At 69.0% G+C, this 22,365-nt stretch carries 24 protein-coding genes and 1 tRNA gene; 21 read left to right on the forward strand and 4 right to left on the reverse strand.

The genetic code is table 11. The features are described 5' to 3' along the window. Positions 1-130 precede the first annotated feature (130 nt). The 12 genes from LT974_RS03720 (at position 131) to LT974_RS03775 (ending at position 9,580) form a co-directional block, all read left to right on the forward strand. Complete coding sequence (locus LT974_RS03720; protein WP_232589322.1) at positions 131-1,174, forward strand: monovalent cation/H+ antiporter subunit E; 1,044 nt, start codon at positions 131-133, stop codon at positions 1,172-1,174. Further along, positions 1,171-1,446, forward strand: a complete 276-nt coding sequence (locus tag LT974_RS03725) for a cation:proton antiporter (RefSeq protein WP_232589323.1) — start codon at positions 1,171-1,173, stop codon at positions 1,444-1,446. The genes LT974_RS03720 and LT974_RS03725 overlap by 4 nt, the downstream gene beginning before the upstream one ends. Beyond that, entirely contained in the window at positions 1,443-1,760 is a 318-nt protein-coding gene (gene mnhG / locus LT974_RS03730) for a monovalent cation/H(+) antiporter subunit G (protein ID WP_230891284.1), read from the forward strand. The genes LT974_RS03725 and mnhG overlap by 4 nt, the downstream gene beginning before the upstream one ends. Continuing rightward, a complete protein-coding gene (locus tag LT974_RS03735; RefSeq protein WP_232589325.1) occupies positions 1,757-2,287 on the forward strand; it encodes a DUF4040 domain-containing protein in 531 nt (176 codons plus the stop codon). The genes mnhG and LT974_RS03735 overlap by 4 nt, the downstream gene beginning before the upstream one ends. Beyond that, entirely contained in the window at positions 2,284-2,772 is a 489-nt protein-coding gene (locus tag LT974_RS03740) for an MnhB domain-containing protein (protein WP_232589326.1), read from the forward strand. The genes LT974_RS03735 and LT974_RS03740 overlap by 4 nt, the downstream gene beginning before the upstream one ends. Next, entirely contained in the window at positions 2,769-3,125 is a 357-nt protein-coding gene (locus LT974_RS03745; RefSeq protein ID WP_232589327.1) for a cation:proton antiporter subunit C, read from the forward strand. The genes LT974_RS03740 and LT974_RS03745 overlap by 4 nt, the downstream gene beginning before the upstream one ends. Continuing rightward, positions 3,118-4,617 (forward strand): monovalent cation/H+ antiporter subunit D family protein, encoded by a 1,500-nt coding sequence (locus tag LT974_RS03750; protein WP_232589328.1) that lies wholly within the window; start codon positions 3,118-3,120, stop codon positions 4,615-4,617. The genes LT974_RS03745 and LT974_RS03750 overlap by 8 nt, the downstream gene beginning before the upstream one ends. After that, entirely contained in the window at positions 4,614-6,230 is a 1,617-nt protein-coding gene (locus LT974_RS03755) for a proton-conducting transporter transmembrane domain-containing protein (protein ID WP_232589329.1), read from the forward strand. Before LT974_RS03750 ends, LT974_RS03755 begins: the two co-directional genes overlap by 4 nt. After that, entirely contained in the window at positions 6,230-8,002 is a 1,773-nt protein-coding gene (locus tag LT974_RS03760; protein ID WP_232589330.1) for a Na(+)/H(+) antiporter subunit D, read from the forward strand. Before LT974_RS03755 ends, LT974_RS03760 begins: the two co-directional genes overlap by 1 nt. A 69-nt stretch (positions 8,003-8,071) precedes the next feature. Continuing rightward, positions 8,072-8,638, forward strand: coding sequence for a hypoxanthine/guanine phosphoribosyltransferase (gene hpt, locus LT974_RS03765; RefSeq protein ID WP_230890286.1), 567 nt, complete (start codon positions 8,072-8,074; stop codon positions 8,636-8,638). A gap of 65 nt (positions 8,639-8,703) precedes the next feature. Next, positions 8,704-9,435: a type 1 glutamine amidotransferase domain-containing protein gene (locus tag LT974_RS03770; RefSeq protein ID WP_232589331.1), complete on the forward strand. Its 732-nt coding sequence runs from the start codon at positions 8,704-8,706 to the stop codon at positions 9,433-9,435. A 70-nt stretch (positions 9,436-9,505) separates the two neighbouring features. Then, positions 9,506-9,580: transfer RNA gene (locus LT974_RS03775), tRNA-Met, on the forward strand. Positions 9,581-9,874: 294 nt separating this feature from the next. On the opposite strand, the gene LT974_RS03780 is transcribed toward LT974_RS03775, so the two are convergent. After that, the gene (locus tag LT974_RS03780; protein ID WP_232589332.1) at positions 9,875-11,413 is read right to left on the reverse strand and encodes a lipopolysaccharide biosynthesis protein; all 1,539 of its coding nucleotides are present in this window, start codon (positions 11,411-11,413) and stop codon (positions 9,875-9,877) included. Between the two features lie 112 nt (positions 11,414-11,525). Here LT974_RS03780 and LT974_RS03785 point away from each other — a divergent pair, with 112 nt between their 5' ends. Continuing rightward, positions 11,526-13,907 (forward strand): DUF2298 domain-containing protein, encoded by a 2,382-nt coding sequence (locus LT974_RS03785; protein WP_232589333.1) that lies wholly within the window; start codon positions 11,526-11,528, stop codon positions 13,905-13,907. A gap of 16 nt (positions 13,908-13,923) precedes the next feature. Here the strand turns inward: LT974_RS03785 and LT974_RS03790 are convergent, their stop codons facing one another. Further along, complete coding sequence (locus LT974_RS03790; RefSeq protein WP_230890290.1) at positions 13,924-14,190, reverse strand: HAH_0734 family protein; 267 nt, start codon at positions 14,188-14,190, stop codon at positions 13,924-13,926. 47 nt (positions 14,191-14,237) lie between these two features. Then, entirely contained in the window at positions 14,238-15,533 is a 1,296-nt protein-coding gene (locus LT974_RS03795) for a hypothetical protein (protein ID WP_232589334.1), read from the reverse strand. 121 nt (positions 15,534-15,654) lie between these two features. Between LT974_RS03795 and LT974_RS03800 the strand changes: the two genes are divergently transcribed. From LT974_RS03800 to LT974_RS03825, 6 genes are all read left to right on the forward strand, one after another. After that, positions 15,655-15,936 carry a 50S ribosomal protein L44e gene (locus tag LT974_RS03800; RefSeq protein ID WP_058981839.1) on the forward strand — a complete coding sequence of 94 codons (282 nt, stop codon included), beginning with the start codon at positions 15,655-15,657 and terminating at the stop codon, positions 15,934-15,936. Between the two features lie 2 nt (positions 15,937-15,938). Beyond that, on the forward strand, positions 15,939-16,112 hold the full coding sequence (locus tag LT974_RS03805; RefSeq protein ID WP_232589335.1) for a 30S ribosomal protein S27e: 174 nt from the start codon (positions 15,939-15,941) through the stop codon (positions 16,110-16,112). Further along, on the forward strand, positions 16,109-16,909 hold the full coding sequence (locus tag LT974_RS03810) for a translation initiation factor IF-2 subunit alpha (protein WP_232589336.1): 801 nt from the start codon (positions 16,109-16,111) through the stop codon (positions 16,907-16,909). Before LT974_RS03805 ends, LT974_RS03810 begins: the two co-directional genes overlap by 4 nt. Further along, entirely contained in the window at positions 16,906-17,088 is a 183-nt protein-coding gene (locus LT974_RS03815) for an RNA-protein complex protein Nop10 (protein ID WP_232589337.1), read from the forward strand. Before LT974_RS03810 ends, LT974_RS03815 begins: the two co-directional genes overlap by 4 nt. 3 nt (positions 17,089-17,091) lie before the next feature. Then, on the forward strand, positions 17,092-17,847 hold the full coding sequence (locus LT974_RS03820) for a proteasome assembly chaperone family protein (protein WP_232589338.1): 756 nt from the start codon (positions 17,092-17,094) through the stop codon (positions 17,845-17,847). Positions 17,848-17,917: 70 nt separating this feature from the next. Further along, complete coding sequence (locus LT974_RS03825) at positions 17,918-18,613, forward strand: metallophosphoesterase (protein WP_232589339.1); 696 nt, start codon at positions 17,918-17,920, stop codon at positions 18,611-18,613. Here LT974_RS03825 and LT974_RS03830 read toward each other — a convergent pair. Further along, a complete protein-coding gene (locus LT974_RS03830; protein ID WP_332840556.1) occupies positions 18,605-19,924 on the reverse strand; it encodes an NAD(P)/FAD-dependent oxidoreductase in 1,320 nt (439 codons plus the stop codon). The two genes, LT974_RS03825 and LT974_RS03830, sit on opposite strands and share 9 nt — an antisense overlap. A 72-nt stretch (positions 19,925-19,996) precedes the next feature. On the opposite strand from LT974_RS03830, the gene LT974_RS03835 reads away from it, so the two are divergent. Continuing rightward, on the forward strand, positions 19,997-21,190 hold the full coding sequence (locus tag LT974_RS03835) for a threonine synthase (RefSeq protein ID WP_232589343.1): 1,194 nt from the start codon (positions 19,997-19,999) through the stop codon (positions 21,188-21,190). 149 nt (positions 21,191-21,339) lie between these two features. Continuing rightward, positions 21,340-22,290 carry a TAXI family TRAP transporter solute-binding subunit gene (locus LT974_RS03840; protein ID WP_232589344.1) on the forward strand — a complete coding sequence of 317 codons (951 nt, stop codon included), beginning with the start codon at positions 21,340-21,342 and terminating at the stop codon, positions 22,288-22,290. The last annotated feature ends 75 nt before the right edge of the window (positions 22,291-22,365 follow it).

Here is a 22,365-nt window from a genome sequence, read left to right on the forward strand (position 1 = left end):
TTCTCGCCGCCGGCTAGCGTGGGAAACCGAAGGTATCATCATACGGCGCACCCACTCGCCGAACACGACAAATGACGCTAGCTACGCGGCCGCAGTCGGCGCTGTGGCCCGAACCACGGGGGGTGACCTGATGGCTGGCGACGACCTGCTCGTCCCGGTCGACGACTCGGTGACACTCCGGAAGACGGTGGCGTACGTCGCCGAACGTGCCGCCGACGCCGACGGCCGGCCGACCCTGCACTTCGTCTACCCGGTGTCGGAACGCATCGACACCAGCGAGGAGGGCGCGGAAGCGACGGCCGCCGTGGAACTCCTCGACCGCATCGAAGTGTGGATCGAGGAGGACCTCGGCGACGCCGCCGACTCGGTCGACGTCGAGGCCGCCGTCGTCGGGCAGACGGAGTACCTCTTCAACCCCGGCGACTACGCCGACGTGCTCGCCGACTACGCGCGCCGCCACGGCGTCGGGACGGTCGTCCTCGACCCCGAGTACAACCCGCTCGGGATGGCCCCGCTGCTCCCGCCGCTGGAGGGCGAACTCGAATCCGCCGGCCTGACCGTCGAACTCGCGCCCGTCGAGCGGCCGACCCGCCGCAGCCCGCTCACGCGGACCGCCGGCCTCGGCCAGTTCGTCGTGTTGTTCTGCGCGACGTACGGGTTCTACCTGCTCGTATCGGGCACGCTGGCGACGTTCGACCTCGCGACCGGTGCCATCACCGCGGGCGTCGTCTCCGCGCTGTTGTGGCGCATCACGACGCGCGGCGAGGTCGAGGTGAGCAAGCTCGGCGGCCGGCTCGCGCGGTTCGCGCTCTACGTTCCCTTCCTGCTGTGGGAAATCGTGAAGGCGAACCTCGACATCGCGTACGTCGTCCTCCACCCGCGGCTCCCCATCGACCCGCGCGTCGTGGAGTTCGACGCCGCGGTGTGGTCGGCGCTCCCGGCGACGACGCTCGCGAACAGCATCACGCTCACGCCCGGGACGCTCACCGTCGACGTCACGCAACGCCACTTCACGGTGCACAGCCTCACGGCCGGTGCTCGCGACGACCTGCTGGACGGCGCGCTCGAACGCGCGGTTCGGTTCGTGTTCTACGGCCGGCGCGCCGCCCGCATCGCCAGCCCCGCCGAACGCGGCGCGCGCACCGACGACGAAACGGAGGATGAGAACGCGTGACGCTGCTCACCGACATCCTCTTCGGGGGCGCGGCGGCGTTCATCGTCGTCTCGCTGTCCATCCTCTACCGCGTCGTGCGCGGCCCGACGATGCAGGACCGCGTCATCGCGGTCAACGCCATCGGGACGAACATCGTCGTCATCATCGCGCTCGTCGCGGCGGCCACCGGGAACCCCTCGGCGCTGGACATCGCCATCGTCTACGCGCTGTTGAACTTCCTGATGAGCATCGCCATCTCGAAGTTCACCGTCGAACGGGGTGGTGTGCTGTGACGCCCCGCGAGATTGCGGTGCTCGCGCTCGTCGCGGGCGGCGCGTTCTTCGCGTTCGTCGCGGCCGTCGGACTGCTGCGGCTGCCCGACGTCTACACGCGCACCCACGGCGCCTCGAAGAGCGACACGCTCGGCGCTGGCCTCGCGCTCGCGGCGGTCGCCGTCACGTTCGGCTTCGACCTCTCCAGCGTGAAGGCCGCGCTGCTCGTCCTGTTCATGTTCGTTACGAACCCGACCGCGGCCCACGCTATCGCGCGCGCCGCCGAAGACCAGGGCATCGAACCGTGGACGACCGACGAGGGTGATAGCGAATGAACCTCGAACTCCCGCTCATCGCGTTCGTGCTCGCGTCCGCGCTGGCGACGGCTGTCCTACGGGACGTGCTCGCCGCAATCATCGCGTTCGCGACGTACAGCCTCGGCATCGCGGTCGTCTGGGTGGTGTTGCAGGCACCCGACGTCGGCCTCACGGAGGCCGCGGTCGGCGCTGGCGTCACCACTGTGTTGTTCCTCCTCACTATCGCGAAGACGGTGCGGCCGTCGGGCGACCGCGTGCTCGAACGCCTCGACGTGCCGGCGCTCGGCGTCGCCGTGCTGTTCGTCGCCGTGCTGGCGACCACGCTCGGCGCGCTCCCCGAAATCGGGGCCGCCGACACGACCGTCATCACGTCGGACGTCACGCAGTACTACCTCGAACACGCGTACAAGGAAGCGGGCGTGAAGAACGCCGTCACGGCCGTGCTCGCGGCCTACCGTGGGTTCGACACCCTCGGCGAGGCGGTCGTCGTCTACTCCGCGGGCGTCGGCCTGCTCGTCGTGCTCGGGAAGGAGGTGTTCGCATGAGCGAATCTCCCTCGGGAGCTGACCCCGAAGCGGCCGAGACGGCCGACGACCTGCAATCGTACGTCGAGAGCCCCATCATCATGGCGACGGTGCGCGTCGTCTCGCCGTTCGTATTCACGTACGGCCTCTACCTGATGTTCCACGGCGCGGACTCCTCCGGCGGCGGGTTCCAGGGCGGTGTCGTCGTCGCCACCGTGATGTTGATGCTCGGCATCGCGTTCGGCATCGACCCGCTCCGCGAGTGGGTCGGCGAAGCCACGCTCGTGCTCGTCGTCGCCGGCGGCGTCGCGGCGTTCGTCGCCATCGGCGTCGGCACGGTCGTCGCGGGCGGCGGCTTCCTCGACTACTCGGCGTACGGCATCCACCACGCCAGCAAGTACGGCATCGAAGTGGTGGAACTGTTCATCGGCGTCATCGTCGCGGGCACCATCACGGGCCTGTTCTTCGCCATCGACGCCGGCAAGGACGGAGGTGACAACGAATGATAGACCTACTCGTCACCCGGGACTACTACGTCGCGGCGTTCCTGCTGCTCGGCATCGGGACGTACGTGATGATAGCCGCCGGGAACTTCGTGAAGAAAGTCATCGGCATGAACATCTTCCAGACCGGCATCTTCCTGTTCTTCATCGCGTCGGCGTACCTCGACGGCGGCAGCCCGCCCGTGCTGACGGACATCGCACCGTACGTCAGCCCGCTGCCGCACGTGCTCATTCTCACCGCTATCGTCGTCGGCGTCGCGCTGACGGCGGTCGCGCTGGGGATGATCGTCCGCATCTACGCGGAGTACGGCACGCTCACCGAGGACACCCTCAAGGAGGTACGTGACAGTGAGTGACCTCGTCGCGCTCGCGGTCGCCGCACCCATCGTCGGGTCGCTCGTGGCGCTGGTCGCCGGCATCGCGCGCTCGAAGAGCGGCTGGCCGGTCGCGGTCGTCGCGTGCGCCGTCCAGCTCGTCGTCGCCGCACAGCTCGCAGCGACGGCGTTCACGGAGGGCACAATCGAGTACGTCGTCGGCGGCTTCGAAGCGCCGTACGGCATCGAACTCGTCGTCGACGGCCTGACCGCGACGATGATAGTTCTGATTGCGGTCGTCTCGCTGGGCGTGCTCGCGTACGCCCGCCGCGCGGGACCGCGGTCGAACCCGTTCTACGCGGTGTACATGCTGCTGGTCACCGGTCTGACCGGGATGAGCGTCACCGCCGACCTGTTCAACATGTACGTCTTCCTCGAAATCACGGGGCTGGCGGCGTACGCGCTCGTCGCCAGCGGCGACCGCGGCCGGTCGGCGGTCGCGGCGCTGAAGTACCTGCTCGTCGGCACCGTCGGCGCGTCGCTGTTCCTGCTCGGCGTCGGGTACGCGTACATCGACACCGGGACGTTGAACATGGCCGACCTCGCCGTGAAACTCGCCGAGAACGGCTACGACGCGACGCTCACGCAGGCGGCGTTCGCGTTCATCGTCGTCGGCCTGTTCATCAAGGTCGCGGTGTTCCCGCTGCACACGTGGCAGCCCGACGCCTACGCGGGCGCTCCCGACACCGTCAGCGCGCTCATCTCCGCGCTCGTCTCCACGATTGCGGCGTACGCGCTGCTGCGCGTCGTCTACACGGTGTTCGGCGCTGGGTTCGTCGACGCGAACCCGCTGGCGCACGCCATCCTCGTCGGCGGCGCCGTCGTCAGCATCGTCGCCGGCAGCCTGCTGGCGATCTCCCAGTCCGAAGTCAAGCGGATGCTGGCGTACTCGTCGGTCGCCCAGTTTGGCCTCGTGGTTGCCGCCATCTCCATCGGGAACGTCACTGCGCTCATGGGTGCGGCCGTCCACCTCGTCGGCCACGCCATCATGAAGGGTGGGCTGTTCCTCACCGCCGGGCTGGTCGCCACGGAGACCGGCGCGCGCCGCGTCGAGGAGTTCGACGGCCTCGTCCAACGCTCGCCGGTCGGCGCGGGCGTCTTCGGCGTGCTCGCGGTCGCGATGGTCGGCATCCCGCCGACAATCGGCTTCGCGGGCAAGTGGTACATCGCCGTCGGCGCCGCCGAAGCCGGCTCGTGGGCGCTGCTCGCCGTCATCGTCGGGAGCACGCTGCTCACGCTGGCGTACTTCGCACGGCTCGTCGAACGCATGTTCTTCCGCGAACCCAGCGTCGACCTCGAACCCGCCGTCGAGCGCGTCGACGCGCGTGCTGACGGCGGCGAGGGTGCGACCGGCGTCTCTCTCGGCATGCAGGCGACGGTCGTCGCCGCGGCCGTCCTCGCGGTCGCGCTCGGATTCGCGGTCTTCGGCTACAGTGACGCCCTTCAACCGACAATCGAGGCACTCCTCTCATGACCGAAATCACCTCCCTCCGGCCACTCGCTGCGGTGCTCGTGTCGGCGGTCGCGGTCGCGCCGATTCTGGCGTCCAACGGCCGCCCGAACGTCCGCGAAGCGTGGACGATGCTGGCGGCGCTGGCGAAGTTCGGGCTGGTGGCCAGCATGGTGCCGGCCGCGCTCGCCGGCGACGTCTACGTCACCGAACTCGGCCAGCTCGTCCCGTACGTCGAGTTCACGCTCCGGGCGGACTCGCTGGGCCTGCTGTTCGCGCTGCTGGCGAGCACCCTCTGGATCGTCACGAGCTTCTACAGCATGGGCTACATGCGGGGGCTCGACGAGGACCACCAGACGCGGTACTTCGCTGCGTTCGCCGGCAGCGTCTCCTCGGCAGTCGGCGTCGCGTTCGCGTCGAACCTCGTCGTGCTCTACGTGTTCTACGAACTGCTGACGGTCGCGACGTACCCGCTGGTCGCCCACGACGGCACCGACGAAGCGCGCGCCGCCGGCCGAAAGTACCTCGCGTACACGTTCGGCGGCGGCGTCGCCGTGCTCGCGGGCACGCTGCTGGTCTTCCACCTCACTGGAACGACGGCGTTCACGACCGGTGGCATCTCGCCGCTCGCGAACGCCGACCCGACGCTCGCTCGCGCGGCGTTCGCGCTGCTGGTCACCGGCTTCGGCGTGAAGGCCGCGCTGATGCCGCTGCACTCGTGGCTGCCGGACGCGATGGTCGCGCCGACGCCCGTCTCCGGGCTGCTGCACGCGGTCGCGGTCGTCAAATCCGGCGTCTTCGGCATCGCGCGCGTCCTCCTGGACGTTTTCGGCATCGACCTCGTCGCGGAACTCGGCGTCGGTGGCGTGCTCGCGGCGGTCGCCGCGTTCACGCTCGTCGTCGCCAGCGTCATCGCGCTCCGACAGGACCACCTCAAGCGCCGGCTCGCGTTCTCGACGATTAGCCAGCTCTCGTACATCGTCCTCGGCATCGCGGTCGCCGGGGCCGTCGGTCCCGGCGAGGCCGCGAAGTGGGCACTTATCGGTGGACTGCTGCACATCCCGGCGCACGCGTTCATGAAGCTCACGCTGTTCTTCTGCGCGGGCGCGGTCCACGTCGAGACCCACGTCGACTACATCTCGGAGATGGCCGGCATCGGCAAGCGGATGCCGCTCACGATGGGCGCGTTCGCGGTCGCCGCCGCCGGCATGGCGGGCATCCCGCTGATTGCGGGGTTCGTCAGCAAGTACTTCCTGCTGATTGGGACCGTCTCCAGCGGCAACCTCGTGTTCACCGGCGCGCTGTTGCTCTCGGGCATCCTGAACATCGCGTACTTCTGGCCGGTCGTCTACACCGCGTTCTTCGAGAGCGCGGAGGGCTCCGACGAGAAGCCGCTCGTCTCCGGGCCGCTCGGCGGTCGCTTCGGCGGCGAGGCCCGGGCTGACGGCGGGCACGACCACGGCCACGGCGCGTTCGAGCGCCGTGCGCCGAACGGCGCGGAGTCGACGTGGTTCATCCTCGGCCCGATTCTGTTCGCGGCCGCGGGCTCCGTCGTACTCGGCGTCGTCCCGGACACCGCGGTGTTCCTCCAGCTCGTCCGTGACGTCGCCGACGCCGCAGTGGGGGTGGTGGCCTGATGGACGCCATCGTGCCGCCGTTCGTCCCCGTGCTGCTGGCGGCGATACTGTTGCCGTTCCTCGGACGGCGGGTCGGTCACGCACTCGGTGCGCTCGCCAGCGCCGCCGTCGTCCCCTACGTCTGGCTCGTCTCCGACGGCGTCTACTTCCAGACGCAGCTGTTCGGGTTCGACGCCGTGCTGTTCAACGTCGACCCGTTCTCGACGCTGATGGGGCTCATCTTCGGGTTCATCGGCGCCGCGGGCGTGCTGTACTCGTACGCCAGCGACGCCGACAACCGCCAGACCGCGTTCGCGCTCGGCTACGTGGGCACGAGCCTCGGCGCCGTCTTCGGCGGCGACTGGCTCACGCTCATCTTCTTCTGGGAGCTGATGGCCGTCACCAGCACGCTGCTGGTGTGGCACTACGGCGGGAAGGCCGTCCGCGCGGGCTTCCGGTACGCGCTCGCGCACGGCATCGGCGGCACGCTCCTGCTCGGCGGCATCGTCTGGCACTTCGCCGAGACCGGGACGTTCCTGTTCGCCTCGGTCCCCGGCGGCCCCGAAACCGGCGGGCTCGCAGGGCCGGTCGCGCCCGTGCTCGGCGCAATCGGCATCGGCGTCAACGTCGGGTTCATCGGGCTGCACGCGTGGCTGCCCGACACCTACCCGCGCCCGCACGTCGCCGCCAGCGTCTTCCTCTGCGTGTTCACGACGAAGACCGGCGTCTACGGGATGTACCGCGTGTTCCCGCAGGACGGCAACGTCGCCGTCGCGTACATGGGCGGCTTCATGGCCGTCTTCGGCGCGACGATGGCGCTGTTCCAGAACGACATGCGCCGGCTGCTGTCCTACCACATCCAGTCGCAGGTCGGCTACATGGTCGCCGGCGTCGGCATCGGCTCGACGCTCGCCCAAGCCGGCGCGTTCGCGCACGTCTTCAACCACATCCTCTACAAGGGCCTGCTGTTCATGGTCGCCGGCGTCGTCGTCTACCGCACCGGCGAGGAGAGCCTGAAGAAGCTCGGCGGGCTCGCCCGCGAGATGCCGCTGACCGCCGCCGCGTTCACTATCGCGGCGCTCTCGATTGCGGGCTTCCCCGGGTTCAACGGCTTCGTCAGCAAGGGCATCGTCATCTCGGCGAGCCACTACGACTTCGTGAAGGGTCCGTTCTCGGTCGCCGGCTACACCAGCCTCGAGATTCTGCTGCTGGTCGGGGGCGTCGGGACGTTCATGTCGTTCATCAAGTTCGGCTACTACGCGTTCTTCCACGGCAGCTACGACGGCTCCGTGAAAGACGCCAACCGCGGCCAGTCGGTCGCGATGGTGACGGTGGCGGTGCTGTGTGTCGTCTACGGGCTCGCGCCGGACGCCCTGTTCGCCGTGCTGCCCTACGACGTCACCGACCACCACGTCGTCTCCCACGCCTACCACACCTACACCACGAGTCACATCCTCGAAGGCGTCGCGCTCGCTGCGGCGGGGCTGGTCGGCTTCGCGCTCGTGAAGAAGCCGCTCTCGAAGCTCGGCCGCGTCCCGGACGCCGACAACGCGTACAACCCACTGACGTTCTACGCCACCCGGTATCTCGTCGTCGGCGTCACCGAACTGTACGCCGCCGTCGACCGCGCCGCCGTCCGCACCGCCGATGCGACTGCGGCGGTCGTCACCGCGCCGGGCGCTGCCGCCGGGCGGCTCGTCGGCGAGGACCGCGTCTCGCTGCGCGCGGACATGAGCACGAGCATCCTGCTCGTCGTCGTGATGGTCGCCGTCGCGCTCGTGCTCGTGCTGTAACCCCCGCGAACCCCTCTCACGGTCGCGCTCGTTCCGTCACCTTTTATTCGCGGCACAAGTACTTCCTGCATGGATAGGCTCAAGCAGTCCCTGCTCGACGCGCCCATCATCGAGAAAGACGGCTACCACTACTTCGTCCACCCCATCAGCGACGGCGTCCCCATGCTGGAGCCGGAGCTGCTGCGGGAGATCGTCATCCGCATCATCCGGAAGGCCGAACTCGACGAGGTCGACAAGATTGTCACCCCGGCAGCGATGGGCATCCACATCTCCACGGCGGTGTCGCTGATGACCGACATCCCCATCGTCGTCATCCGCAAGCGCGAGTACGGCCTGCCCGGCGAGGTCGCGCTCAGCCAGCAGACCGGCTACTCGGAGAACGAGATGTACATCAACGACGTGGAGGCGGGCGACCGCGTGCTCGTCCTCGACGACGTGCTCTCGACGGGCGGCACCCTGCGCGCCATCACGGACGCCCTCGAACACATCGGCGCGGACGTCGCGGACGTCCTCGCGGTCATCAAGAAGGCCGGCCCGAACGAACTCGACGACACCGACACGGACGTGAAGACGCTCATCAACGTCGACGTCCAGGACGGCGACGTCGTCATCGTCGACGCCGAAGGCGACGACTGAGTCGACTGCCGGCGGAACTCGCAGCCTCGACGGAGCTTTTCCCGCTGCCGGTCCACTGTTCGCGTATGCCGTCTGCACTATTCGTCGTCAGCGAGGAAGGCTACTGGGGAGAGGAGTGCGTCGAACCGCTCACGACGCTCGACAGCGAGGGCTTCGAGATTACGGTCGCGACGCCGAGCGGGTCGCCGCCGGTGCTCGACGAGCGCTCCGCGGACCCCGAGAACGTCGGCGAGGAGACCGCCGAGTGGGTCCGCGACGTCCACGAGAACGACGAGCGCCTCAACAATCCGGTCTCGGTCGCGGAAGTCGAAGCCGCGGACTACGACGCGGTCGTCTTCCCCGGCGGCCACGGCACGGAGTGGGACGTGAATCAGGACGTCGACGCCCGCCGCCTCCTCCGAAACGCCGTGGAGGGCGACAGCGAGAAGGCGCTGGTCGTCTGCCACGCGGCGGGGATTCTCGCGTTCACCAGAGCCAGCGAGGCGCGCAGCGCCTCGGACCGAGCGAGCGGTGACCAACCGCGAGCCAGCGACAACGACTTCCTCGTCGCCGGCCGCGACGTCACCGGCTTCCCGAACGAGTGGGAGGAAGGCATCGTCGACGACCACGACCGGATGCCCGATGGCCGCAAGCTCCCCTACTGGGTCGAGGACGAAGTGAAGGCCGCCGGCGGGAACTGGGACGCCGAACTCGACGCCGACACCAGCGTCACCGTCGACGGCGACCTCCTCACCGCGCGCGGCCCCGGCTCCTCCAGCGCGGCCGCCCAGACCCTCCTCGACGAACTCGACGCGTAGCTGGGGGAGAACTCCCACACGGCGACCGAAACAGAACCCTTAACTGCGGCACCGCGCTACGAAGGAATGCAGCGGGATGGGATAGCCAGGAGATTCCGCCGGGCTCATAACCCGGAGATCGGTAGTTCAAATCTACTTCCCGCTACTTCTCTCAACGTCGCGCCGCGTAGCCCGGCGTTTCATCGCCAGGCGTGCCGCGACAACGTGCGTGTAGCGAAGTGGATTTGAACCCTGCCAGACGCAGCCGAGCGGAGTTCTCGTGAGTGAAGCGAGCGAGAGCACGCCAGAGCTTGCTCTGGCGGCGCGAGGACCGTCTGGCTCCGGTTCAAATCTACTTCCCGCTACTCCTCTAAAACTCACACTCCACAGCGTCGCCTCTCTGCGACGCGTCACGTGAGATTGTACGAAGTCGTGACGCCGTTTCTCCGCCCCCAGCAGTTCAACGCGCCAGTTTCTCGCCGAGCGCGTCGCGGTAGCGGGCGGCGAGTTCGCGGACGACGAAGCGGTCGCGCGGGTCGACGCCGAGCACGTGGAGGGTGGCGACGTAGACCGGGAGGCCGACGAGTACGCCGAGCGGGACAACGACGATGCCGTCGACGACTGTTCGAACTCCAGCGAGCACGGCGGTCATGACGACGCCGGCGGCGAGCGGCCGGAGGAATGTGGCGTCGAACGGCCACAGGCCCTCGAAGCGCCGGAGGAGTATTACTTGGATGCCGTTCTGGACGGCGATGGCCAGCGAGGTGCCGATTGCCGCGCCGACGAGCCCGAACTCCCGGACGAACAGGTAGGTGAGTGCGACGTTCAGCACGGCGAGCAGCCAGTCGAGGGCCATGCGGGCGTACTGGTGGTCGGTCATCATCAGCAGCCAGCCGGTCGCGCCGACGGCGCTCCCGACGAAGACGCCGCCGAGGTAGACCGAGAGCGGGACGTACCCGCGGACGTACGTCTCGCCGAACAGCGCGAGCAGCTCCCGCCCGAACACGAGTTGGACGGCGAGAATCGGGACGACCGTAGTCACGATGAGCCGTGTGACCGACGAGTAGACGGCGTTCAGGGTCACAGTGTCGTCCTCAGCGTAGAGCCGGGAGGCGACCGGCGGCAGTAGCTGGTTGAACGACAGTAGCGGAATCCACGCAATCGAGATGAGCACGAGCACGACGTTGTAGACGCCGGCCGCGACCGCGGTCAGCAGCGCGCCGACGAGGAGGACGTCGACGCGGTTCTGGAACACTTTCCCGAAGCTGCTCATCGCCACCGGGAGCGCGTGGTCGTAGAACCGGCGGGCTTCGCTGCGAGCGCCGCGTAGCGACGGTCGGATGCCGGTGACACGCGCGGTGACCGGGTAGCCGGCGACGACCACGACGAGCAGGCAGGCGACGAACGCGCCCGCGACGCCGACGACGGAGTAGCCGAGCGCGAGCGCCGCGAGCGCGCCGACGAGCCGCGTGGCTGGCCGCAGGAGCTTGTTGAACAAGACTTCGCCGCGCGCCGACCCGCCCGCGCGGAAGGTCGCGGCGTACACCATCACGAGGCCGAGGAGCACGACGAAGACGCCGAACAGCCGCATCGTCGCCGGGAACGCGGGGTGGTCGACGGTCGTCGCGTTAATCCACGGCGCGAGCACCCACACGCCCGCCGCGATGAGCGCACCGACACCGATGGTGGTGGCGTACGCGAGCCCAGTCACTCTGGACTGCTTCGCGGAGTCGTCCTCGGAGGCCGGGAGGTAGCGCTGGAGCGTGGGCACGCTGCCGAACGTGACGAGCCGGGAGAGCAGTTGGGCGATGCGCCACGCGAGCGCGTACACGCCGTACGCGACGGGGCCGAGGCCGCGCGCGAGCACGAACTCCGAAGCGGTAATCAGCGCGCGCTGCGCGGAGACGCCGCTGGAGGTCACGACCGCGCCGTGCACAATCGTCAGCAGCGCGTCGCGTTCGGCTTCCGGGACCTCCTCGTCGTCGTGCGCGCGGCTCATCGGTTACTCTCGGGGGGTGTCGTGTGTGAGCATTAAGCCGTTCGGTCGGCGAGAGGGGAGCGCAGAGAACGAACCCGAAAGCGTTTAGCGGCGGCTGCGTACGGTTTCACCGATGGAGTACGGCGTCGTCGTTCGCTGGTGGCTGCTCTACCAGGCGTTGCTGGTCGTCGGGCTGCCGTTCGCGGCGCGACTGCTGCCGGACGCCCCGGACCGCGGCGCGTCGCTGGCCGTGCCGACGGCCGTCGTGTTGGTGACGGTTCCGTCGCTGTGGGTCGGCCAACTGGCGTTCGGGCTGTGGGTGGTCGTCGGCGTCGCGGCGGCGGTGGTAGCCGCGTCGGCGTGGCTGGCGCGCGGCGGCGTCGACGTCCCGAAGCGCCCGCTCGCGGAAGTCGTGGCAGTGTTCACCGCAGCGTTCCTGTTCCTCATCGTAATTCGGGCGGCTGCGGACGGCGTCCACCCCTACGGGGGCGAGAAGTTCCTCGACTTCGGGCTGCTGCAGAGCCTGCTGCGCGCCGACCGGCTGCCGCCCCAGGACTTCTGGTTCGCGGGCGAGCGCGTCGTCTACTACTACGGCGGCCACCTGATGGCGTCGATGCTCGCGCTCTTGTCCGGAACGACCGGGCGGTTCGCCTACGACCCGGCGCTGGCGGGGTTCTACGCGATGGCAGTCACCGCCGCGTACGGGCTCGCGAGTACGATTACCGCGGGCCGGTTCGAGGGCAGTGAGCCCGTCGAGCGTTCGATAGCGCTCGGCGTCGCGGCGGTCGTCTTCGTCGTGTTGCTCGTGACGCTGGGCGTGCCGTGGTACTACCTCGCCGTGCCGGCGGCGTTCGCGGCCGCCGTGCTCGCGGGGTCGACGCGGGTCCGCGCGGGGATTCTGTCGGCGTTCGTCTACGGGTTCGCGAGCAACCTCGTGACGCCGGTGCGCCTGCTCGCGGGCACCTACGACGTGGTCCGGGAGGCGGTCGTCGCCGCGGGCATCAAGTCGAATCGTGCACCCGCGATTTCGCCCGCGGAGTTCGACATGTGGCACGCGAGCCGCGTCGTGGAGACGGGCATCAACGAGTTCCCGCTGTTCGCGTACCTGAACGGCGACCTGCACGCGCACATGATGAGCGTCGCCGTGCTATTCCTCGCGGTCGGCGTCGGGCTGGCGTACGCACGGACCCCCGAGTCGGAGCGCCGCCGACGACTCACGTTGCTGCTCGGCGCGTTCCCGGTCGCGGCGGCGACGATTCTCACGGTGAACACGTGGAGCTTCCCAGCCGTCGCCGGCGTTGCGATGCTGAGCGTCGCGCTCGCGGACGCCGACCCACGAACACTGCTGCCCGAGTCGGTCGCATGGCGGTTCGAGCGGTCGAGCGCGGCAGCGCGCGAGGTGCAGCGAGTCCTCCTCGGCGTCGCGGTCGCGATCACGGTCGCAGTGCTGGGGCTCGTCGTGGCGTGGCCGTTCGTTTCGAACGTCCTGCTCGCGGGTGCGAGCAACCAACACCCCGCGGCGTTCCCCGTGCCGACGCAGCTCGGCGCGTTCCTGCTCGTGCACGGCCTGTTCCTCGTCTCGTTCGGCGCGTACCTCGTCTCCCGGGTCGCGAGGGATGGCTCGGATTGGGCGGCCGCGGGCCTCGCCGCCCTCGCCGCGGTGCTGCTCGCCGCGACCGTCGACCCCGTGATTGCCGGCGTGCGCGTCGGCGTCGCCGCAGTCCTGCTCGCCGGCCCGATACTCGCGGGCGCGTGGCTGCTGCGGCGGCGCGATGCCGTCGGCTTCGAGGGCGTGCTCGTCGTCGCGGGCGCGGGCCTCGTGGTCCTCGTCGAGTACGTCTACGTCGCGGACGCCGCCTCCTACGAGCGCTTCAACACGATTTTCAAGGTGTACGCGCAGGTGTGGGCGCTCTGGTCGGTGCCGGCCGGCGTCGCGCTCGCCGCCCTCGCCGCGCGCACGCCCGACGCGTCGCGCCTGTGGTCGGTCGGCGGCACCGCGCTCGCCGTCCTGCTAGTCGTGTCGGCGGCCATCTACGGCGGGTTCGCGGTCGCCAGCCACGTCGACAGTTCGGACGACGCGACCCTCGACGCCTTCGAGTACGTCAACGACGAGCGCCCCGACGAGGGCGCCGCAATCGAGTGGCTGAACGAGAAGTCGGGTCAGCCGCACATCGTCTCCGCGCCGGGAACGTCGCCGTACTCGTGGCAGAACCCGGCGTCGAGTCTCACTGGAATCCCGACGGTCGCGGGCTGGTCGCACGCCGGCAACTACCACAGCGACTCCGCGTACCGGACGCGCGTCAGCGACGTCGGTGTGGTCTACGAGACCAGCGAAGCCGTCTCGCGGGCCATCGTTCTGCGGAAACACGACGTGCAGTACGTCTGGGTCGGGCCGGTCGAGCGCGAGCGCTATGACGTGCGCGTGACCGACGACGAACCGGGCATCAGCGTCGCGTTCACGAACGAGAACGTGACCGTCTACGAAGTCACGCAGTCCGAACTCGTCGAACAGTAGGCGTCGAAGTCGAGAATCAGACCGCGAGGTCGCCGGCGCGCTTGTGGACGGTGACGTCGTCGGCGTCGACGGTGTCGACGTCCAGCCAGTGCGGGATGAAGTTGCGCTTCTCGTAGTCCTCGAACTCGTCCTCGTCGCCGACGACACACCACAGCTGGACTTCGTCCGGGCCGTGCCAGTCGCCGTTGCGCGTCACCTGGAAGAGGACCTTCTCCTCGCCGTCGTACTCGATGACGCCGTCACGGCGCACGCCGGGGTCGCCGTGGATGATGAGTCGCTTCATGGCTGCGGCTTCGGAGGGTGGCGGATTAAACGCTTCGAAGCCGGCCGTCACGCGTCCGCGGCGAGCGCGGCCCCCAGCCAGTACGCGGGCAGCCCGAAGACGGCGAGCAGGACGACCCACGCGACGAGCAGGAACCAGAACAGCGCGCCCGGCCCGAGCAGCGCCACGACCCCAGCGAGCGGGGCGACGACGGCGACGAGCGGGACGACGGCCGTCCTGATTCTCCCCCACTCGCTCGCGCGCTCGGTTCTGGTCGCGCCGACGACGGCGAACGTCCAGACGTGCGCGGCGAGCAGGCCCGCCGAGAGCGCGCGGCCGACGGTCCACGACGCGACTTCGGGGTGGGTGTACGCGCCGACGACGGCACCGAGCACACCGAGCGCGAGCGCCGTCCCGACTGCGGCGGCTGTGAGCACGCGCGTATCGTCGAGCCGGCCGCTCGCAGTGAGCGCGCCGACGGCGACTGCCGTGAGCGCGGTGCACAGCGCGGTCGTCCCGACGAGCGGGAAGTACGCGTTCACGGTGCCGCCGACGAACGCGACGAGAGCGACCAGCGTGCCGGCTGCTGCGAACGCCACGCCGACGCGCTCGGTGTCGTCGGGCGTACCGACGCGGTCGACGAGTGCGCCGAACCCGCGGAGGAGGCCCGCGAGTACGACGACCGGGACGGCGAGCACGAGCGCGGCATTCGCGAGCAAGCCGGGGAGCACCTCGACGCCGATTGCGACTTCAGTTGCGACCGTCGAGACGACGCCACCGTCCGGCGCGAACGCGACGAAGTCGTCGTCGACGGAGTCGCCGGCCCGCCACGTCGCGACCGCGTCGCCGCTCGCGCCCGCGGTGATTGTGTAGCCGTCGGGCGCGTGCAGGCGGACGGTGTCGGTGTCTACTTCCCAGCCGGTCGGCGTGTCGCGGAGTGCGTCCGCGAGCACGACGCCGCCGACGGACGTGTGCCCGAAGTCGGGGTCGGTGTACGTGATGCTGACGCGGGAGCCGTCGACAGAGAGGGTAGCGGCCTCGGGGACGGGCGCGAGTCCGTCGGCCTCGCTGGCGAGCGCAGTCACGACCGCGTCGGAGTGGTTCGCGACGCGCGCCGCGCCGTCGCCAGCCAGCTCGTTCTCGACGACGACGCGTGCGCTCCCGTTCGCACGAACGTGGACGTCCAGCGAGGATTCGACGACGGTGACCGGTTCGCCGGCCGCGTCGGCGGCGGACTCGAACGATTCGCCGCACGCGCCACAGACGTCCTCGGGCGGCGGTGTGGCCGCGGTGCCACCAGCGACGAGCGCGAGCACGACGACGAGCGCGACTACGGGGAGGGCGACCGTGCGACGCGGGGCCATAGTCGAGCCGTGGCGAGCGGCGAGCAAAAACCTGTGTGTGCGCTGGGGGGTTCCGTCCCCGAAACCAAACGGATTTTAAGCGGCCACGTGTAACCGAGAGACAACAGAGCTGATTTAGCCTATGGAGATGCCACGCCGATTCAACAGCTACTGCCCGCACTGTGACGAACACAACCAAATCGAGGTCGAGAAGGTCCGAACCGGCCGCTCGTCCGGCATGAAGTGGGACGCTCGCCGCACCAAGCGCGCGAACGCCTCTATCGGGAACCACGGTCGGTTCTCGAAGGTGCCGGTCGGCAACAAGCCGACGAAGAAGACGGACCTCAAGTACCGCTGCAACGAGTGCGGGAACGCTCACCTCCGCGAGGGATGGCGCACCGGCCGTCTCGTCTTCCAGGACTAACGATGGCGGGAGGATTCTTCAAAGTCGAATGTCCGGATTGCGAGAACGAACAAATCGTCTTCGGTAAGGCCTCCTCGGAGGTCGCCTGCGCCGTCTGCGGAACGACGCTCGCGCGTCCGACCGGCGGCGAGGCGGAGTTCGCCGGTGAGGTCGTCGAAACCGTCGAGGCCAGATGAAGTACGTCGGCTGGCCCGAGGAGGGCGAACTCGTCGTCGGCAAGGTCGACGACATCGAGGACTTCGGCGTGTTCGTCGACCTCGAAGAGTACGAGGACAAGCGCGGCCTCGTACACGTCAGCGAAGTGGCCAGCGGCTGGATTAAGAACGTTCGCGACCACGTCAACGAGGACCAGACAGTCGTCGCGAAGGTGCTGGACGTCGACGAGTCCGCCCAGCAGATCGACCTCTCGCTGAAGGACGTCAACGACCACCAGCGCTCGGACAAGATTCAGGAGTGGAAGAACGAGCAGAAGGCCGACAAGTGGCTGACGCTGGCGTTCGGCGAGGACATGGACGACGACCAGTTCCGCCGCATCGCCAACGAACTCCTCTCGGAGTTCGGCAGCCTCTACGAGGGGTTCGAGCAGGCCGCGATTCACGGCTACGAGGCCCTCGAAAAGACGGACCTCGACGACGACGAGCAGGACGCCATCGTCGAGACCGCACGCGAGAACGTCTCCGTGCCCTACGTCACGGTCACGGGCTACGTGACGTTGACGTCGCCCGACCCTGATGGCGTCGACGACGTGAAGGAAGCCCTGCAGGCCGCCGAGGGGAACGGCAAAGTCCCCGACGAGGCCGACCTCGAAGTGACGTACGTCGGCGCGCCCGAGTACCGCGTTCGGGTGCAAGCGCCGAACTACAAGACCGCCGAGGACCAGTTGGAAGCCGCCGGCGCTCGCGCCGTCGAGGAAATCGACGCGCAGGGTGGCGACGGGAACTTCCACCGCGAGCGCCAGCTCGAAGAGGAATGAAGTCAGACATCCGGGTGTGTTCGGCGTGGCGTGACCGCCACAGCCGCCCGGTGTACACGCTTTCTGCGGAGTGTCCCGACTGTGGGGCCGACGCCGTCAACAGCGCGCCAGCGCCGTTCGACCCGGAGGACCCCCACGGGCGCTACCGACGCGCTCTTAAGGAACGCAGCCGCCCCTAGGGTATGGACGAAATCGACATCGCGTGGGAATCCGAGCCGGAGCTGGACGACCCCGTGTTCGTCGAAGGACTGCCCGGCGTCGGGCACGTCGGGAAGCTGGTCGCCGAGCACGTCGTCGAGGAGGCGGACAGCGAACTCGTCGCGCGCGTGCACAGCGAGCACTTCCCGCCGCAGGTCACGGTCGGAGACGACAGCGTCGCGGCGCTCGCGCACGCCGAGATTCACGCCGTCGACACGGAGGGCCGGGACCTCCTCGTGCTCACGGGCAACCACCAGGCTCAGGACAACGTCGGCCACTACCGCGTCACCGAGGCGTTCCTCGACGTCGCCGAGAAGTTCGGCACGAGCGCGGTGTACGCGCTCGGCGGCGTCCCGACGGGTGAACTCGTCGAGGAGCACGACGTCATCGGGGCCGTCTCCGCAGACGACCTCAAGCAGCGCCTCGAAGAAGCGGGCGTGGAGTTCCGCAGCGAGGAGCCCGCGGGCGGCATCGTCGGCTCCAGCGGCCTGCTGCTCGGCCTGGGCGGCCGCCGCGGCTTCGGCGCCGCCTGCTTGATGGGCGAGACGTCGGGCTATCTCGTAGACCCGAAGGCGGCGAAGGCCGTGCTCGCGGTGCTGGAAGATCTGCTCGGCTTCGACCTCGACGAGGAAGCCCTCGACGACCGCGCCGAGGAGATGGAGGAAGTCGTCGGTCGCCTCCGCGAGATGGAAGAGGGCCCGAGCCCCGGCGGCGAGGAAGACCTCCGGTACATCGGCTAACGGCGACCCGACTGTTCCTGTTTGCTCGCGGACCGCTGGACCTAACCCCGCGTAGTGCCGACTGGGGGTCGTGAGCGACACTCCGTCGTGGCTGGTGTTCGGCGAGCGCGCCGCGTACCTGCCGGAGGCGGACGCGCTCGTGCTCGCAGACGTTCACGTCGGCCGTGACGCTACGTCCGATGTCTCCCTGCCGCTGGGCGAGCGCACGGACCTCGTCAAGCGCCTCGACGCCTTACTGGGCGAGTTCGAGCCGGCGACCGTCGTGGTCGCGGGCGACCTCCTGCACGTCCACGGGACCGTCCCCGACGGCGTCCGCGGCACCGTCGACGCCATCGAGACGGCCGTCCGTGGAGCAGACGCCACCTTCCGCGTCGTCCGCGGGAACCACGACGCGATGCTGGACTCCGTCGGCATCGACGCCGAAGAGTCGGTCGTGCTCGCAGACGGTACCGCGGTCTGGCACGGCCACGACGACCCGCCCGTGGACGCCGGGCGCTACGTCGTCGGCCACGAACACCCGGCGGTCGAAATCGAGGGGACGCGCCACCCGTGTTTCCTCTACGGCCCGCGCCAGCACGGGGGCAGCGACGTCGTCGTGCTTCCCGCGTTCACGCGACTCGCCCCGGGGACGCTCGTGAACGGACTCCGGCGCGACGACTCGCTGTCCTCGATGCTCTCGGACCCGGACGGCTTCCGGCCCGTCGTCGTCAGCGAGGGGGAGACGCTGGCGTTCCCCGCGCTCGGCGACCTGCGCGGCCTACTGTAAGTCCGCGCTGACCGCGTCGGCTGCCGCTTTTCCGCCCTCCAGCGCGCCGTTGATGGAGGAGTCGTGCGTGTAGTCGCCCGCGAGGTAGACCGCGCCGTCGGGCGCGCGGACGTCCGGGAGGTCCTCGTGGATGCCGGGCGGCTGCGCGAACTGCGCGAACGGGAGGCGGTCGGTGCGCAGCAACTCGAAGTCGCCCAGCGACGCCGCCGGGTACCACGCGGAGACCGTCTCGCGCGTCCGGGTTTCGAGGTCGCCGTCGGATTCGATGCGGACGTCGTCGCCGGCATCCTCGTGGCCGACCGTCGTCGCGGCGACGAGCGCCCGGTCGTCGGGTGCGTACTCGGAGGCGACGCCGGACAGCGGCGCGACCGTCGTCGGCACCTCGCCGCCCGCGTTCAGGTGGATGCGGTCGCTGTCCGCGAGCGGGTGGCCAGACTGCACCGCGAAGTACTGGGTGACGCAGCCGCGGCCGTCGGTTGGAATTGCGTCGACGCCCGTGAGGTCGCGGCTGGACTTCGGATCCGCGGCGACCACGACCGCGTCGGCTTCGACGGTCTCGCCGGGAATCTGGACGTCGACCGTGGCGTTCCCCGGGGCGATTTCCTCGACTGGCGTCTCCGTGACGATTCGCGCGTCCTGCGTGATTGCGCGATCCGCGAGCTGGTCCGAAAGTTCGCCCATCCCACCTGCTGGCACGACTGTCTTCCCCTCCGAGAGCATCTTGAACGTGAACTCGAAGACGCGCTTGGACGTGTCGAGGTCGCGGTCGAGCGTGATGCCGCCGTAGAACGGCCGCACGAACCGCTCGACGTACCGCTCGGAAAAACCGTACGTGTAGAGGTGCTGCTCGATGGTGGCGTCCGGCTCGGCGAAGATTTCGTCGACGGACTTCGCTCTGAGGTCCGCGCGCAGCCGGAGCGTGCGGAGTTTGTCCATCGTCGAAATCTCGGCGTTGAACAGCGTCTGCGTGAGCGTACTTGGCTCCCGCAGCGGGTCCGCCAGCACGGAGCGCTGGTCGTCGCGACAGATGGTCGCGCCCGCGGAGAACGCGCGCAGGTCCAGCGCGCCGAAGTCCAGTTCCCGCCGCGCCGCGGGGTACGCGGTGAACAACACCTGGAAGCCGCGGTCGAAAATGTAGCCGTCGCCGCGCCGCGAGCGCACGCGCCCGCCGACGTCCTCGTTGCGCTCGAACAGCGTCACGTCGAAGCCGTCCGCGGCGAGGCGGCGCGCCGCCGTGAGCCCGGCGAGCCCGCCACCGACGACCACGACCCGAGAGTCAGACATACCTGACTGTTCGCCCGCGGGCGACAAGAACGTGCGGGCTTCAGGGGGCAGCCGCGCCAGAAGGACAGGGCTTTTCGCGCCCGCTACGAAGGCCCGCACATGGAGACGACGCCGGCGTTCGAGGGGCTTCGGTGCGTAGACTGCGAGGAGACGTTCGACCCGGAGACGGCGACCCACCGCTGTCCGGACTGCGGGGGCATCCTCGACCCGACCTACGACTACGACAGCCTCGACGTGACCCGGGAGACCTTCGAGTCGCGGCGCTTCGACTCGATGTGGCGCTACGAGGAACTGCTGCCGTTCTCGCGGAATTCGGCGATTTCGATGGACGAGGGCGCGACGGCGCTCGTGTCGTGCCCGACGCTCGCCGACGAGATGGGCGTCGGCGAGGTGTACGTCAAAGACGAGGGGCGCAACCCGACGGGGACGTTCAAGGACCGCGGACAGACGGTCGCCGTGACCGCCGCCGACCAGCACGGCGCTAGCGACGTGGCGCTCGTGTCCGCCGGGAACGCCGGCCAGTCGGCGGCCGCGTACGCGGGCCGCGCGGGCATCGACTCGCACGTCTTCCTGCCGTCGCGGTCCGGCTTCGCGAACAAGGCGATGGTGAACGTCCACGGCGGCGACATGACCATCGTGGAGGGCCGCATCGGGGACGCGGGCGCGGCCTTCGACGACGCGATGGACGAGTACGACGACTGGTATTCAGTGCGGACGTTCGAGACGCCGTACCGCCACGAGGGCAAGAAGACGATGTACTACGAGACCGCCGAACAGCTCGACTGGGAAACCCCCGACCACGTCGTCTATCCGACCGGCGGCGGCGTCGGCCTCGTCGGCATGCACAAAGCGGCGAAGGAGCTCCGCGACCTCGGGCTCACCGACGCCCTGCCGAAGCTGTACGCCGCGCAGGCGGAGGGCTGCGCGCCCATCGTGCGCGCGTTCCAGGAGGGCCGCGACGTCCACGAGCCGTGGGACACGCCGGACACCATCTGTGGCGGCATCGAGATTCCGGACCCGGGTGCCAGCCCGCTCGTACTGGAGGCGCTCCGCGAGAGCGACGGCGGCGCGGTCGCGACCAGCGACGAGGAGATTCTGGACGCCGCGACGCTCGTCGCCAAACACGAGGGCGTCGAGATGGGCGCGACGTGTGCGGCCGCGGCGTCCGGCGCGTCCGCGCTCGCCGACGACGGCGCGTTCGGCGAGGACGACACGGTCGTCGTCCTGAACACGGGCAGCGCCAACAAGGACGCCGACGTGCTCCGCTCGCACCTGATGAGCAAGGGCATCTGAGGACACGACCATCGATTGACACGTCTGCGAATGCAGCTACATCAACGCCCGAACTGGACGGTTCTATACCGCTGTCGGCGGCTCGTTGACGGGAAGCGCGGCTATTAGAGCGAAATTTTAATAGGTATTGGGGAAGTTCACCGGTACGTATGTCAAATCAGCAATCACGCAGGCGGTTCCTCCAGGCGACCGGTCTCACCGGCATCGCCGCACTCGCTGGCTGTCTCGGCGGTGGCGGCGACGACGGCACGCGCCTCTCGTGGCACGCCGGCGGCCAGGGCGGGACGTACTTCCCGCTCTCGAACGAGTTCAAGACGGTCGTCGAGGACAACAGCGACTACACGCTGAACGTCCAGTCCACGGGCGCCAGCGTCGAGAACGTCGGCAGCCTCGCGGACACGGACGCCGACTTCGCGCTCATCCAGAACGACATCGCGTACTTCGCGAAGAACGGCACCGGCATCGACGCCTTCCAGGACGACCCCGTCGAGAACCTGATGGGCGTCGCGACGCTGTACCCCGAGACCATCACGCTCGTCACGCTCCAGAGCACGGGCATCGAGACCGTCGACGACCTCTCGGGTGCGACCGTCAACACCGGCGACCTCGGCTCCGGCACGCAGGTCAACGCGCTCCAGATTCTGGACGCCGTCGGCGTCACGGATTTCGAGGAGCAGAACGCCTCGTTCTCGCAGGCCGCCGACCAGCTCCGGAACGGCGACATCGACGCCGCGTTCGTCGTCGGCGGCTGGCCGGTCGGCGCCATCGAGGACCTCGCGAACACGAACGAACTCAACATCGTCCCCATCGCCGGCGACAACCGCGAAGCCGTGAAGGACGCGGCGTCGTGGTTCGCCGACGACACCATCCCCGGCGGCACGTACTCCGGCGTCAGCGAGGACGTCGAGACGGTCTCCGTGCAGGCGATGATTGCGACCAACGACAGCGTCGACGACAGCACCGTCGAGGCGGTCACCGCGGCCATCTTCGACAACGTCGACGACCTCACCATCAAGACGGACTTCATCAGCGCGGACAGCGCCCAGGACGGGATGTCCATCGAACTCCATCCCGGCGCGGCCGCGTACTTCGAGGAGTAACACTCAACACGCGGCGGCCGACCGCCGCCGCTTCGAACCGCGTTCCACTCGTCACACACCCAAACAGATGACACT

Origin of the sequence: Halobacterium noricense, from assembly GCF_021233435.1 — an archaeon.
Taxonomy (GTDB): Archaea; Halobacteriota; Halobacteria; order Halobacteriales; family Halobacteriaceae; genus Halobacterium; species Halobacterium noricense.

Bases quoted from the DNA above. Each gene is read 5' to 3' on its own strand.
- LT974_RS03720 (WP_232589322.1), top strand. From the start codon at position 131: ATGGCTGGCGACGACCTGCTCGTCCCGGTCGACGACTCGGTGACACTC.
- LT974_RS03735 (WP_232589325.1), top strand. From the start codon at position 1,757: ATGAACCTCGAACTCCCGCTCATCGCGTTCGTGCTCGCGTCCGCGCTG.
- LT974_RS03740 (WP_232589326.1), top strand. From the start codon at position 2,284: ATGAGCGAATCTCCCTCGGGAGCTGACCCCGAAGCGGCCGAGACGGCC.
- LT974_RS03745 (WP_232589327.1), top strand. From the start codon at position 2,769: ATGATAGACCTACTCGTCACCCGGGACTACTACGTCGCGGCGTTCCTG.
- LT974_RS03755 (WP_232589329.1), top strand. From the start codon at position 4,614: ATGACCGAAATCACCTCCCTCCGGCCACTCGCTGCGGTGCTCGTGTCG.
- LT974_RS03760 (WP_232589330.1), top strand. From the start codon at position 6,230: ATGGACGCCATCGTGCCGCCGTTCGTCCCCGTGCTGCTGGCGGCGATA.
- hpt (WP_230890286.1), top strand. From the start codon at position 8,072: ATGGATAGGCTCAAGCAGTCCCTGCTCGACGCGCCCATCATCGAGAAA.
- LT974_RS03770 (WP_232589331.1), top strand. From the start codon at position 8,704: ATGCCGTCTGCACTATTCGTCGTCAGCGAGGAAGGCTACTGGGGAGAG.
- LT974_RS03780 (WP_232589332.1), bottom strand. From the start codon at position 11,413: ATGAGCCGCGCGCACGACGACGAGGAGGTCCCGGAAGCCGAACGCGAC.
- LT974_RS03785 (WP_232589333.1), top strand. From the start codon at position 11,526: ATGGAGTACGGCGTCGTCGTTCGCTGGTGGCTGCTCTACCAGGCGTTG.
- LT974_RS03790 (WP_230890290.1), bottom strand. From the start codon at position 14,190: ATGAAGCGACTCATCATCCACGGCGACCCCGGCGTGCGCCGTGACGGC.
- LT974_RS03795 (WP_232589334.1), bottom strand. From the start codon at position 15,533: ATGGCCCCGCGTCGCACGGTCGCCCTCCCCGTAGTCGCGCTCGTCGTC.
- LT974_RS03800 (WP_058981839.1), top strand. From the start codon at position 15,655: ATGGAGATGCCACGCCGATTCAACAGCTACTGCCCGCACTGTGACGAA.
- LT974_RS03805 (WP_232589335.1), top strand. From the start codon at position 15,939: ATGGCGGGAGGATTCTTCAAAGTCGAATGTCCGGATTGCGAGAACGAA.
- LT974_RS03810 (WP_232589336.1), top strand. From the start codon at position 16,109: ATGAAGTACGTCGGCTGGCCCGAGGAGGGCGAACTCGTCGTCGGCAAG.
- LT974_RS03815 (WP_232589337.1), top strand. From the start codon at position 16,906: ATGAAGTCAGACATCCGGGTGTGTTCGGCGTGGCGTGACCGCCACAGC.
- LT974_RS03820 (WP_232589338.1), top strand. From the start codon at position 17,092: ATGGACGAAATCGACATCGCGTGGGAATCCGAGCCGGAGCTGGACGAC.
- LT974_RS03835 (WP_232589343.1), top strand. From the start codon at position 19,997: ATGGAGACGACGCCGGCGTTCGAGGGGCTTCGGTGCGTAGACTGCGAG.
- LT974_RS03840 (WP_232589344.1), top strand. From the start codon at position 21,340: ATGTCAAATCAGCAATCACGCAGGCGGTTCCTCCAGGCGACCGGTCTC.